General features: G+C 42.4%; 5 protein-coding genes. 1 reads left to right on the top strand and 4 read right to left on the bottom strand.

Going from position 1 to position 14,719, the window contains the following annotated elements; translation table 11 throughout:
* Nucleotides 1-3,183 carry a PAS domain S-box protein gene (locus tag QWZ08_RS02270; protein WP_290335568.1) on the bottom strand — a complete coding sequence of 1,061 codons (3,183 nt, stop codon included), beginning with the start codon at nt 3,181-3,183 and terminating at the stop codon, nt 1-3.
* A 244-nt stretch (nt 3,184-3,427) separates the two neighbouring features.
* Between QWZ08_RS02270 and QWZ08_RS02265 the strand changes: the two genes are divergently transcribed.
* Nucleotides 3,428-12,157, top strand: a complete 8,730-nt coding sequence (locus QWZ08_RS02265) for a glycoside hydrolase family 94 protein (protein ID WP_290335567.1) — start codon at nt 3,428-3,430, stop codon at nt 12,155-12,157.
* Between the two features lie 46 nt (nt 12,158-12,203).
* Here the strand turns inward: QWZ08_RS02265 and QWZ08_RS02260 are convergent, their stop codons facing one another.
* The 3 genes from QWZ08_RS02260 to QWZ08_RS02250 all read right to left on the bottom strand — a co-directional run bounded on the left by QWZ08_RS02260 (nt 12,204) and on the right by QWZ08_RS02250 (nt 14,660).
* Nucleotides 12,204-12,590, bottom strand: a complete 387-nt coding sequence (locus QWZ08_RS02260) for a hypothetical protein (RefSeq protein ID WP_290335566.1) — start codon at nt 12,588-12,590, stop codon at nt 12,204-12,206.
* A 179-nt stretch (nt 12,591-12,769) separates the two neighbouring features.
* Entirely contained in the window at nt 12,770-13,144 is a 375-nt protein-coding gene (locus QWZ08_RS02255; RefSeq protein ID WP_290335565.1) for a hypothetical protein, read from the bottom strand.
* A 91-nt stretch (nt 13,145-13,235) separates the two neighbouring features.
* On the bottom strand, nt 13,236-14,660 hold the full coding sequence (locus QWZ08_RS02250; RefSeq protein ID WP_290335564.1) for a sigma-54-dependent transcriptional regulator: 1,425 nt from the start codon (nt 14,658-14,660) through the stop codon (nt 13,236-13,238).
* Nucleotides 14,661-14,719: the final 59 nt, after the last annotated feature.

Genomic DNA, 14,719 nt, shown 5'->3' with positions numbered 1-14,719 from the left:
TTAATTAATGGTTTTATTATTTAGAGTCAAAGGAAGCGAAAAATAAAAAACGGACCCTTTACCGGGCTCACTCTCGACGCCAATTTTCCCCTGGTGGCGTTGAATAATCTCAGCAGCAATAAACAATCCAATTCCAAATCCCGGAAACGTTTTCTCGTCCTTTCCTGCTACCCGGTAAAAGCGTTGAAATATTTTTTGTTGGTCCGTTTTACTGATGCCGATGCCTGAATCTGCAACATAGACCTTTAATTCAGTGGCTGTTATTTTTGTACTTACCCTTATGTCTTTACAAGTGGGTGAATATTTGGTAGCATTAGTTAAAAAATTAATCAATACCTGGCCGATGCGGCCCCGGTCGGCATAAACGCCGGTATTTTTTTCCGGACTGAAATGAATTACGCAACCTGGTTCAATAACCTGTATCTCTTTTACAATTTCGGTGATAAGCTCGTTTAAACAAAAGTGCTCCATATTCAACTGCAGGGTTCCGGATTTAATCTTTGATAAATCCAGCAAATCTACAATCAGCGTGGTTAGGGTTAAAATTTGCTTATTGACTGTTTTCAACGAATTATTTAAAAACTCATCATCTTTGTCCCTGTACATGCTCATTAAAATCTGTACATACCCCTTAATAGATGTAATGGGAGTTTTCAGTTCGTGACTGGCCATGCTGATAAAAAAATCTTTTTGGTGTTCACTTTCTTTTATCTCATGAATATCGGTACTGGTACCTACCCATATCTGTATGTTACCATTGCTGTCTTTTTGCGGAAGCGCCCGGCTTAACTGCCACCTAAACGTGCCGTCGTATTTTTTAAACCGGTGTTCAAAAATAAAATCTTCTCCGGTAGCGATTGAGTGCTGCCATCTCCGGATATTTTCAGCCCGGTCGTCGGGATGTATCATTTGCAACCAGCCGTCGGTTTGCAATTCTTCAAAAATCATTCCTGAAAATTCGTACACCGCCTGGTTAAAATAATTCAGGTTTCCTTCAGTATCTCCCGTCCAGATGAGCTGTGCCATGGAATTGGCCAGCAGGCGAAACCTTTCTTCACTGGCAACAATTTTTGTTTCAATTTGCTTTTGTTTAGTGATATCCCGGGCAATTTTTGAAGCGCCGATAATATTGCCATGCGGATCTCTTATGGGAGAAATGGTTAAAGAAATATCAATCGGCGTGTGATCTTTTTTTATCCGCCTGGTTTCAAGCGAGTACACTCCTAACCCCTGCCCGATTTTTTTTAATATCTCTGCTTCTTCATCCAGGTAATCCGGGGGTATGATGGTATTGAGTGACCGGCCAATCATTTCAGCGGCCTTGTAACCAAACATTTTTTCAGCGGCTTCATTCCAACTCGTGATCGTGCCATCCAGTTTTTTACTAATAATAGCGTCTGCAGAAGATTGCACCACAGCAGCCAGTCTTGCTACTTCTTCCTGGTTCGCTTTTTCTTCTGTAAAATCTAACAGCGTGCCAATCATTCGCTGCGGCTTTCCATCTTCTGTATAAAATACCTTCCCTTTGGTTCTTATCCAGTGAACAGTTTTGTCGGGCCAAATTATCCGGGCTTCGTAATTGTAGATACTGGTTTTTACTGCCTCATCAAAAGCTGGTTGTACTACAGCATACAAATCATCGGGATGAAGCTGGCTGCGCATTTGGCTGTGTAATAATATCGTAGATGCCGGGTGCCCAAATATTTCGGCAAGCCTGGGGGAATGCACAATTTCCCCTGTTTGCAGGTTAAGGTCCCATGTAGCCAGCTTTGTGCCTTCTGTAGCCAGCCGCAGCCGATCTTCTTCCTCTTCCAGCTTTTTCCGGGTTTCTACCTTTTCAGTTACATCGTTTAGAGTAACCATTACACCCGATACGGTGTTATCCGACTGGAACAACGGCGCATATTCATAGTCCAGGTAAAACTTTTTTGTTCCTTCGTTCCAGTTTAGCCAGGCCGCGGCCTCATTTTCCCTATGGGTGATTCCATTCTCAAAAACACTCCTAAGCAAAGCTGGAAATTTCTGATCTTTCAGTTCAGGAAAAACATCCAGTAGTCTTTTGCCTACTACGTCTTCTTCTTTTTTGCGCCAGAAGTTTTCGTACATAGCTGTATTGGCAATCTCAATAATAAAATCCGGACCACGAAAAATTGACACTGCAATGGGCGATTGCATGACCAGCTTCCTAAAGTGCTGCTCGCTTTCACGCAGTTTATATTTTGCTGTAACCAGCGATGTTACTTCTGTGGCCACTACAATAATGCCTGATATGGTGCCATCTGGTTCTTTAAGTGGTTCAAAAATGGCGTTAAAATAAGCGTCATCTATTCCCCCAAACCTATTGATGGGAACTGAGTATTCCAGGAGGCTCGCTGAAATTCCAGTGGTTAAAACATCCGTCATCAGTGAACTTACCGCTTGTCTTACCTCTGGTAATACTTCAAATAACTGTTTCCCTATCAGTTCATTTTCTGCCTTTCCTACCACCTGCAGATACAGCGAATTAGCCGTTTCAATAATAAATAAAGGCCCGCGAAAAACCGCAATGGCTACCGGCGCCTGCATAACAGTATTGCGGAATTTCTTTTCGCTTTCATTAAATAGGTTAACAAAATCCAGTTGAGCCTGCTTTTCTTTATCTACCAGTCTTTTATCTAATAGCCCTGGTTGAATACCTTTTATTTTTTGGGTAGTTTCGGTACACATAACCAGTACCCCGCCCGGCTTTCCTGTTTCATCCGTTACCGGACTGTAACTGAATGTCCAGTAAACATCCTCCATATGGCCGTTACGAAAAATTGGTATCAGCTGGTCTTCCCGCCAAACCACAGAGCCGGTTTGCAATACTTCATCAATCAGGGGTTTTATAATAGTCCATATTTCACTCCAGGCTGTTGCGGCATCCAATCCAAGTATGCCGGGATGTTTACCATCAACACCTAAAAAAAGACGGAAGGCATCATTGTAAAAGCAGGTAAGCTTTGATCCCCAAAATAAAAACATTGGAAATTTTGAATTTAAAACTATACTAAGTGTAGTACGGAGACTTTGTGGCCAATACGCCGGATCACCCAATGGCGTATCCTTCCAGTCTTTCAACCGGGTTAAATTGGCCATTTCACCGTTACCGGAAAGAAAAGGGTGCTCTGTTTGGACAGATGCTGAATTGTTTAATTCCGGCATTTTTTATAGAATCTAAAAAATAAAAGTACTGCGGACATTTAATAATAAAAAAGCAAATATCGCAATGCCGGTTACATTTAACTAAAATATTAAATTCAACCCAACCTGCATTTATTTGATGAAACAAATTATGTGCTGATTTTATCGCAATTACGAGGCATGATATTAGCAGCCGGTATTTTACAACTTGAAACACCTGTGTTCCCTGGCAGGTATATGTAAAATAAAATCCCTGTTTATAAAGATGAGTAATCAAAGAAAAAATCCGACAACTGATCTCTTTGAAATGTTGCCCCAGGCTATTGCCGCATTGAGAAAAAATATAATAGAACCCATTTTCGGAGACGGACGGTACGATAAATATGCAAATGAGCGCCCACCCCTCAGGTCGGAATTGTTTACTGAACAGCAACTGGAACAACATGCCAGTGCACTTTCCAAAAAACACCAGTTAATTACAAGCCATCCATCCGAACAATTATTAAAACGACTGGCAGAGAACGAAAATATTTTGCTGGAAGTGCACGCGGCTTTAACTGAAGCGATTAAAACAAATACAAGAATAGTACCGGCGGGTGAATGGCTGCTGGATAATTTTTACCTCATCGAGGAACAGATTTATACCGGGAAAAAACATTTACCCAAAGGATACAGCAAGGGATTACCCCAACTTTTAAAGGGCGAATCGGCAGGTTTACCCCGCGTGTATGATATAGCTGTAGAAATTATTTCCCACAGTGATGGACATGTTGACTTAAACAGCCTCGTTGGTTTTGTAAATGCCTATCAAACCAATACTTATTTAAAGCTGGGCGAATTATGGGCCATTCCAATTATGCTTCGGCTGGCACTGATTGAAAATCTGCGTCGCCTTTCGATACAAATAGCAAGTGACATCATTGACAAAGCCCTGGCTAATAAATGGGCGGATAATATGATTGAAGCTGCTGAAAATGACCCTAAAACCCTGGTGCTGGTAATTGCCGATATGGCCAGGAGTGAGCCTCCGATGGACAGCGCATTTGTGGCGGAACTCACCAGGCGCCTGCAGGAAAAAGGCAATGCCCTTTCTTTACCGCTGAACTGGATAGAACAACGGTTGTCTGAAGATAGCCTTAGCAGCAATGAACTAATACACCAGGAAAACCAGAAACAAGCTGCTGACCAGGTGTCCATCAGCAATAGCATCAGCAGCCTTCGCTTTTTAAGTACTACCGACTGGCGGGAGTTTGTTGAAAACACCAGCGTTGTAGAGCAGGTTTTGCGGCAGGATATCAACGGAGTATATCAACAAATGGATTTTTTCACCCGGGACAGTTACCGCCACGTGGTAGAAAAAATTGCTAAAAATAGTGACCTTACGGAAAAAAAAGTTGCAGAATTGGCAATAGAGCTGGCCAAAAGAAATGCAGCAAAAACCAATGAGCCAAGGCTGATACATGCCGGTTATTTTTTTACCGGCGATGGACGGGCGGAATTGATGCAGCTCGCAAAAATGCGCTCGTCCACCATTGATCATTGCAAAAAAATATTTAATAAAATTCCCCTGTTCGTTTATGCCGGCGGCATTGTAATAATGTCGGCGCTTGTTTCCTGGTACCTCGTGTATATCATGTACAAAGAAGGCTTGGTAAGATGGCAGCTGGCCATTGCAGCGATTTTAATTATGCTGGCTACAAGTCGTTTGTCAGTAGCCATCATTAACTGGGTGGCAAATATGATTGCAAGGCCATATTTATTGCCACGGATGGATTTTTCGAAGGGCATTCCGCAACAGCAGCGTAGCATGGTAGTGGTACCCACCATCCTTAGTTCGGTGAATGCCATCAGTGATTTGATAGAAGGATTGGAAGTACGCTTCCTGGCTAACCGGGATGAAAACCTGCAGTATGCATTGCTGACAGATTTTAAAGATGCTGCCACCGAAAGTTTACCCGAAGATGAGTTGCTGGCAGATACTGCACGGAATAAAATCATTGAATTAAACAGAAAATATGACCGGCCGGGCAATGATACATTTTTCCTTTTTCACCGTAACAGAAAATACAATGCGAAGGACAAAATCTGGATGGGCTTTGAAAGGAAAAGAGGAAAATTATCAGAATTAAACGCCTTGATATTGGGCAGGGATCAAAATTTCTTTTCAATTATTGTTGGTGATGAAATGGTGTACCGGCAGGTAAAATACATCATTACACTCGATACCGATACCGAATTACCAAGGGATGCAGCCTGGAAAATGGTAGCAACAATGTCTCATCCTTTGAATACCGCCGTGTATTCTCAAAAGAAAAAAAGAGTCGTTAACGGATACACTATTTTGCAACCCCGGGTTAGTAATAGTTTACCGCAAAGCAACAGTTCCATCTATACAAAAATACACGGCAACGAACCCGGTACCGACCCCTACACAAGAGCTATATCAGATGTTTACCAGGATCTTTTTCAGGAAGGATCATTCATTGGTAAAGGCATTTATGATGTGGCCGCATTTGAGCAAGTACTGCACAATGTGTTGCCTGATAATTCTATCCTGAGTCATGATTTGCTGGAAGGTTGTTATTCCCGCTCCGGGCTCATAACAGATATTCAATTGTACGAAGATTACCCGGCACGTTACTTTACAGATATGCAGCGCAGGCACCGCTGGATAAGAGGAGACTGGCAGATTGCCAACTGGATTTTGCCCTTTGTACCAGGTCCGAATAAAAAAATCGTAAAAAATCCGTTGTCACTGCTTTCCAAATGGAAAATTTTTGACAACATACGCCGCAGCTTGGTACCACAGGCATTGCTATTGCTGCTTTTATACGGGTGGGTATTGTCGCCTGCTCCCCTGTTTTGGACGGTTGCTGTTTCACTTATAGTTGTACTGCCTTCTATCATCAGTTTTTGTTGGTCATTATTTTCAAAACCTGCCGATGTTATTTTTTCGCAGCATTTTATATTTTCCTTCCGTTCGGCCAGCGACCAGTTTTACCAATATGTAATTGAGCTTTTTTGCTTACCGTACGAAGCATTTTCAAATACAGATGCCATCCTGCGTACTTTATGGCGCATGTTCATCAGCCATAAACATTTATTGCAGTGGAACCCCTATCACAGCACACTGAACAATCAAAAAAAACTGCTATCTGCTTATGCAAAAATGTGGTTTGGCCCCTTCCTGGCCGTTGCGCTGGTTGTTTATTTATCGGTATATGTGCCGGGATCGCTAATTTTTGCAGTGCCGTTTGTTCTTATATGGATATCAGGCCCGTTTGCAGCCTGGTTTATAAGCAGGGAGGTAACAGATAAAAAAGAAATTGTTTCTGCCGACCAAACCATTTTTTTACGCCTTCTGGGCAGAAAAATCTGGAACTTTTTTGAAACGTTTGTTTCAGAAAAAGACAATTGGCTACCACCGGATAACTACCAGGAAGATCCGGTAAAAAGAATTGCCCACCGCACGTCGCCAACCAATGTCGGGCTTAGTTTGCTATCTATTTTAACCGCCCACGATTTTGGCTACATTGGTATTGAAGAAGTGATAACCCGCACTACCAATACACTTGGAACAATGCAGCAAATGGAAAGGTTCCGCGGCCATTTTTATAACTGGTACGATACGGAGAGCCTCTGGCCCCTGTCCCCCCGTTATATATCTACTGTTGATAGTGGTAACCTTACCGGTCACCTGATTACCATGCAGCAAGGCCTGATGATGCTGGCAGATAAAAAAATATTTACGCCCCGCACATATGAAGGCATATTGGATGCATTGGGAGTACTGCTTGAAAAAACTGACAATGCAGAACCAATAAAAAATCTGTATGAAAAAATAGAGCTGGAATATGAAGATAAATGTGCTTCCATAGCAGATGCCAAAGATTACCTGGACCAAACAGAAACGGCGTTTACAAAAATTATTATTGAGCTTGATTTTGAGCCAGACAATGAAGATGACGAGTGGGCACAGAAAGTGATGGCGCAGATAACAAATGCAAAAAGGGAATTGCATTCTTTTGTTCCCTGGCTGTTAATACCGGCAGTGCCTGAAAAGTTCAGCTACCTGCTGGAAGAGCTTCCGGCAATCCCTACCGTTAGAGAAGTATCTAAAGTTGAACAGCATTTACTACAAACCATTTTTGCAGCTTATACGACCGCTAACACACCGGAAGAAAACGAATGGCTTACCAGTTTCAGGCAGTATGTTACAGAAGCAGGCCGGCGGGCAAAGGAAATTTTATTAACCCTTGACAGGCTGGCCATGAAGTGCATGACCCTGTCTGTTGTGGAATACGATTTCCTGTACGACAGGTCGCAACACCTGCTAACAATTGGCTACAATGTAGATGAACACCGGAGAGACAACAGCTACTATGACCTGCTGGCTTCGGAAGCAAGGTTAACTACTTTTATGGCCATCGCACAGGGCAAGTTACCGCAGGAAAGCTGGTTTTCTTTAGGTCGCCAGCTTACCAACCTGGGTACCAGCCCGATTCTTTTATCCTGGAGCGGTTCAATGTTTGAATACCTGATGCCTCTGCTTGTAATGCCTACTTATGAAAATACCTTACTCGATCAAACCTATAAAGCGGTTATCCAAAAACAAATTGATTACGGTAAAAAAAGAGGTGTACCATGGGGAATTTCGGAAAGTGGTTACAATATGGTGGATGCGCATTTAAACTACCAGTACCGGGCTTTCGGCGTGCCAGGCCTTGGCTTTAAACGCGGACTGGCAGAAGACCTCGTTATTTCGCCCTATTCCACTATTATGAGTTTAATGGTAGCCCCCCAGGACTCCTGCGATAACCTGCAGGTATTAAAAGAAGCGGGCTTCGAGGGGCAATATGGTTATTATGAAGCCATTGACTATACTGCTTCCAGGTTATTAAGGCGGCAAACTAATTCTATAGTAAAATCTTTTATGGCACATCACCAGGGCATGAGTTTTTTATCACTGGCGTATGTGTTATTTGACAAACCAATGCAACAGCGTTTTGAAAACGATGTTCAGGTAAAAGCTACCTTGCTATTGCTTCAGGAAAGAATACCAAGAATTACTACCTTCTATTCACCAAGTGTACACGTTGGCGATACAGCTGTCAACCCATCTGCAGATACTACCATGCGGGTGATTAATACACCGCACACGCCCATTCCGGAAGTGCAGTTGTTATCCAATGGCCGTTATAATGTAATGGTAACCAATGCCGGCGGTGGCTATAGCCGCTGGAAAAACATAGCGCTTACCCGCTGGCGTGAAGACTGCACGGCTGATAACTGGGGCACTTTCTGCTACATCCGCGACCTGGAAAGCGATACTTTCTGGTCTTCTTCTTTTCAACCTTCGTTGCAGGAAGGGGATAATTATGAAGCCGTATTTTCACAGGGAAGGGCAGAATTCCGCCGCCGTGATTTCTCCCTGGAAACGCACACAGAAATTGTGGTATCCCCGGAAGATGACATTGAACTGCGCCGGTTGCACATTACCAACAGGTCCCGCAAAAGAAGAATACTGGAAATAACCAGTTATGCGGAAGTAGTGCTGACATCGGCCGCGGCAGATGAAGCTCATCCTGCATTTAGTAACCTGTTTGTTCAAACAGAAATTAACCAGGCACGCAATGCCATACTATGCACAAGAAGAGCCAGGTCTTTAGATGAGCAGCCACCCTGGATGTTTCACCTGATGAAAGTGCATGATGCCCCTATTGAAAATATTGCGTATGAAACAGACCGGGACCAGTTCATCGGCCGGGGCAATACCATTAACGCACCTAAAGCACTAAAGCAAAAAGCTGGCTTATCCAATAGCAGCGGCTCTGTGCTGGACCCTGTTATTTCTATACAGTACCGTATTGTAATTGAACCGCAGGAAACTGCCATTGTAGATATGATTTTTGGCGTTGCCGAAACAAAAGAAACGTGCGATATACTGATTGATAAATACCAGGACAGGCATCTGACCAACAGGGTACTTGAATTGGTTTGGACGCATAGCCAGGTTATTTTACGACAGATCAATGCTTCGGAAGCGGATGCACAATTGTTCAGTAAACTGGCCAGTTCTGTTATTTTCTCAAATCCTTCTTTACGTACAGACCCTTCCATCATCATAAAAAACCAGCGTGGCCAATCGGGTTTGTGGGGTTATTCTATCTCCGGAGATATTCCGATTGTACTGCTGCAGATTGAAGATGCAGCTAATATCGGCCTGGTAAAACAAATGGTACAGGCGCATACCTACTGGCGCTTAAAAGGGCTGATGGTAGACCTGGTGATATGGAATGAGGATCATGGAGGTTACAGGCAAGTATTGCACAACGATATTCAGAGTCTTGTTGCGCCGGGGCATGCCGGCGATTCCCGGGAACAACCAGGTGGCATTTTTATCCGTTCGGCAGATCAGATAGCCAATGAAGACCGGATTCTTTTTCAAACGGTTGCCCATATTGTCATTTCAGATACACTCGGCACCCTAGAAGAACAAATGAACAGGCGCAATAAATTAAAAACAAGCATCCCTTATTTCAGTCCCAGCAAATTTCACGCATCTCTTTATACGGCTGTTAAACCCGCCACCAACCTGCAGTTTTATAATGGTACCGGGGGCTTTTCTGCAGATGGTAAAGAATATGTGATCACAACAACACCGTCAAAAGCAACGCCGGCTCCCTGGGTAAATATTCTGGCCAACCCCGATTTTGGTACGGTGATATCAGAAAGCGGACAATCGTATACCTGGACCGAAAATGCACATGAATTAAGGCTTACTCCCTGGAACAATGATCCCATCGGTGATTTAAAAGGCGAAGCCTTTTACCTGCGGGATGAAGAAAGTGGCAAATTCTGGTCGCCGTCACCCCTGCCTGTCCGCGGCCAATCACCCTATATCACCAGACATGGTTTTGGGTACAGCATATTCGAACACAGCGAGGATGGAATAGAAAGCAACATGTGTGTATATGTGGATGTTGATTCACCCGTTAAGTTTGTAGTAATTAAAGTACGCAATGGCTCTACCCGGGCACGCCGCATTTCTGCAACGGGTTATGTTGAATGGGTGCTTGGTGACCTTCGTGCAAAAACGCTGATGCATACGATTACTGAAATAGATGCGCAGAGCGGAGCTATACTAGCCAGGAATGCATACAACACTGAGTTTGGAAGCAGAGTTGCTTTTTTTGATGTAGATGACATCAATAAAACGCACACTACTGACCGGTACGAATTTATTGGCCGCAATGGAACGCTGCAAAATCCGGATGCACTAAACAGGGCAAAGCTGTCCGGCAAAACGGGCGCTGCGCTGGATCCATGTGCAGCAATACAGGTTGTTTTTGACCTGGCAGAAGACCAGGAAAGAGAAATTATTTTCAGGCTGGGTGCTGGTAAATCGATGGAGGATGCTACTAACATCATCCGCAATTTTGAAGGTGCTCCTGCTGCCCGCCATGCCCTGGAACGGGTACACAAGTACTGGCAAACTACCCTGGGCACTTTACAAATTGAAACGCCTGACAGGGCGGTAAATATTTTAGCCAACGGTTGGCTGAATTACCAAACACTCGCCTGCCGTATATGGGCAAGAAGTGGCTTCTATCAATCCGGTGGCGCTTTCGGTTTCCGCGATCAGTTACAGGACACTTTATCGCTGATATATGCCAAACCGGAAATTTTACGGGCACAATTATTACTATGTGCATCCCGTCAATTTAAAGAAGGAGATGTACAGCACTGGTGGCATCCTCCGATTGGCCGTGGTGTGCGTACTACCTGTTCGGATGATTATTTATGGCTGCCTTATGCTGCTGCCAGGTATGTTACAGCAACAGGCGATACGGCCATTTTGGATGAGCCTGTTAACTACCTGGAAGGACGACTGCTAAATGAAGGGGAAGAATCTTATTTTGACTTGCCTATTAAATCAGATATTACTGCAACCCTTTACCAGCACTGTGTACAAGCTATCGAACATGGGCTGATTTTTGGCGTACACGGCCTGCCACTAATGGGTACCGGCGACTGGAATGATGGTATGGATAAAGTAGGTAATCATGGAAAAGGTGAAAGTGTATGGCTGGCATTTTTTCTGTATGATATCCTGATTAATTTTAAAAAGCTGGCATCTATAAAAAATGACCCTGATTTTGTAACCAGGTGCACTCAGGAGGCTGAAAAACTGAAGTTGAATATTGATACCAATGCCTGGGATGGAGACTGGTACCGGCGTGCTTATTTTGATGATGGTACTCCTTTGGGATCGCATGAAAATGAAGAATGCCGTATAGACTCTATTGCGCAAAGTTGGTCTGTACTGTCTGGCGGTGGTGATAAAAAGAAATCTTTATCAGGGATGCATTTTGCTGATAAATACCTGGTGCAGCAGGAAGACGGTTTGATACAATTGTTTACTCCACCGTTTGACAAATCCTCCATGAACCCGGGTTATATAAAAGGTTATGTACCGGGCGTGCGGGAGAATGGCGGGCAGTATACGCACGCTGCCATATGGCTTGTAATGGCATTTGCCGCGTTGGAAGATAAAAAAAGAACATGGGAATTATTGCAGATGATTAACCCGGTAAACCGCGGCAATACTGCTGATAAAATTGAAGTGTATAAAACTGAACCGTATGTAATTGCTGCCGATGTGTATGCAGAGCCGCTGCACAAAGGCCGGGGCGGCTGGACATGGTATACAGGCTCTGCAGGGTGGATGTACCAGCTGATGATACAGTCTTTCATTGGTTTCAAAAAAGAAGGCGATAAATTCTTAATAAATCCGTGCTTTCCGGAAACATGGCAGGCAGTTACGCTAACCTATACCTACAAAGATGTACCACTGGTAATTGAAATTAAATATCAAAAAGTAAATGAAGGACAGGTTAGCAAGTTGATCGTAAATGGCGAGGAGCAACCGGATATGTTCTTTAGTTTGGAAGATATCGTACAACCGGCCAATGAAACTGTTGTATCCGGCTAATATTTTAAATAACAGGAAATAAATGTTGACTCAACAAGTTCAACATTTATTTCCTGTTATTTAATTGTTCTTCTTTTTCTGCAATATCAATTTTTTCTTTTTTAATTTCCATTCGGACACGGGCATATAAACTCATGTAAATATTAGCAATCCAAACCAAAGAAAAGCCTGCGATTATATACCCTCTCCAGTCTGGAAGTAATAACTTAAAGTTGGTTAATAAAAGCATCGCCGCGGTTACATAATGGCTAAAGCAATACTCACACGTAAAAAGGTAAAAGAACTTTTTCTTCAGCAACGATCCTTCCTTGCTGCATTGTACACAAAATTCCCGGGGCTCCTTAAATATTTCTTCGTGCGTTACTGTCCAGGCAATACAGGCAATGGGTACAGGTAACAGAAAAAGCCATGCAATCTGTAAAGAGAGTGTCATGCTGTATGTTTTATTTTTTCAACAATCCAACTTTATGTTACACAAAATCTATGGGGCAATCAGTCAACTGATGTTTAAACGCCAATACCCAAAAGACCTAAAAAAACAGCATACATAATTTAAGGAATTAAATTCTGCATGCTGTCGTAAAGCTATTCACTTTTTTACGCCCTGGGCGATTACTCCACGGGTGTTAAATTTTCCGGCTTATCCTCAAAAATAATTTGCTCATCCCTTTCTTCCATTTGAATCTTGCGAATGAAATCATCATAACCATCATCTTCATGATCACTGTATGCGCCATAGGCATCCAGGCTATAACCAATTAATCCATTATCTGCTTCAATTAAGTAAATAATAGAAGAATCTGAAGGATCAGAATCTCCCTCGAACCGATATGTTTTAATGATCTTTAGCTGTTCCGGAGTATAATATTTACCATTGCCTGTGCCGAATCCTTCTGGCGTCATTCTAAACTCGCTATCACGCTTTTTAATACGCAGTTTTTCCAGTACGGCGGAAAGGGTTGTCATTTCACCTGGTGTGATACTCATAATCGAATGTTTTAAATATTAGGCAATTATTTGCATGTGTATGGTGCTAACTTCATACCAGCTTTTCAAATACGGAAAGAAATTTTACACCTTAATTTTCGTAGTTTTTTATTTTGTTATACAGGGTTTTTCTGTCAACATTTAAAATAATGGCAGCTTTTGTCTTGTTAAAGTTTACCTCCTTCAGCACTTTCATAATAGCTTCATATTCTGCTTTGGCCGCAGTGTCTTTAAGATAGACATCTTTTTTAACAGGTGTTAACACTTCAGATCCGTTGGTATTGTTATCCCCAGATGTATAAACGGGGTTATCGTGTTTATATTCTTTATTAGCATATTGTAAAATGATTTCCGCGGGCAATAAGTTGGCTGTGATAATTTCTTCATTACAAAGTAATACCGAGCGTCGAATTACATTCCTGCATTCCCGCAGATTGCCTGGCCATGTATAATTGACGAACATGTCAATTACATCATTGGCGAATCCCTTTACATCCTTATTAAGTTCTGCACATGTATTTTTAAGAAAGAAATTGGCAAATAACGGGATGTCTTCTTTCCGTTGGCGTAATGGGGGTAATTGTATACAGAATTCATTAAAACGGTGATACAAGTCTTCCCTGAATTTGCCTTTCCGGTAAGCATCCTGAAGATTTTCATTGGAAGCTACAATGATTCTTATATCGAGCGATATTTCTTTGGTGCCTCCCACTCTTTTGAATTTCCTTTCCTGTATCACCCTTAACAACGAAGCCTGAATATCGTATGATAAATTGGCCACTTCATCCAAAAACAATGTCCCTTCGTTGGCCATTTCAAAGTGCCCCTCCTTATCAGACTGGGCTCCCGTAAACGCACCTTTTACATGTCCGAATAATTCACTACCTGCCAACTCTTTTGAGAGGGTGCCACAATCCATTGCTACAAAAGGCTTGTTTTTACGATGGCTTAAATCATGAATTTTTTTGGCTATTACTTCTTTACCGGTCCCACTTTCCCCATACAGAATTACACTGTAATCTGTAGTTGCTACTATTTCTACCTGGCGGTATAATTCTCTTGTACTGTCGGCATGGCCGGTTAAAAAAGACTTATCATCGGTTAACGGACTATTTTTAAGTGGATGATTCAATTGCTTTTCGGCATTTGCATTAAACTTATTGACTGCATTTTTAAGAACACTCAGCACCTCGTCAGGTATCAACGGTTTGGTTATATAGTCGTATGCCCCTAACTTAATCACTTCTACTGCAATTTTTATATCGCTGTATCCTGTAATGATGAGTACAATCGCATTGGGATTGTGGGCTCTTATTTCCAGCAATACATCTTTGCCATCTTTATCACCCAACCTAAAATCAGAAATGACAATATCAAAATTAGATTGCTTAAATTTGGCTATACCCTGCACCGCCGAGTAAGATACTTCCACTTCATAATTATTTCGAGTTAAGAAGCTGCTTAATAAGGCACACATATCAAGATCGTCATCAATAATTAATATCTTTTTTTTCATACTGTTTTAATTGGTAGTTATCGAAAGTTATTGTAACAATTGAAAATATCCTGCCACTT

It is taken from the genome of Ferruginibacter paludis, from assembly GCF_030409685.1.
Taxonomy (GTDB): Bacteria; Bacteroidota; Bacteroidia; order Chitinophagales; family Chitinophagaceae; genus Ferruginibacter; species Ferruginibacter paludis.
The sequence above is the reverse complement of the archived record's forward strand: the minus strand, read 5'-3'. Positions and strand labels throughout refer to the sequence as shown.

Coding starts and splice junctions, on each gene's coding strand:
- QWZ08_RS02270 (WP_290335568.1), bottom strand. CDS start 3,183: ATGCCGGAATTAAACAATTCAGCATCTGTCCAAACAGAGCACCCTTTT.
- QWZ08_RS02255 (WP_290335565.1), bottom strand. CDS start 13,144: ATGAGTATCACACCAGGTGAAATGACAACCCTTTCCGCCGTACTGGAA.
- QWZ08_RS02260 (WP_290335566.1), bottom strand. CDS start 12,590: ATGACACTCTCTTTACAGATTGCATGGCTTTTTCTGTTACCTGTACCC.
- QWZ08_RS02265 (WP_290335567.1), top strand. CDS start 3,428: ATGAGTAATCAAAGAAAAAATCCGACAACTGATCTCTTTGAAATGTTG.
- QWZ08_RS02250 (WP_290335564.1), bottom strand. CDS start 14,660: ATGAAAAAAAAGATATTAATTATTGATGACGATCTTGATATGTGTGCC.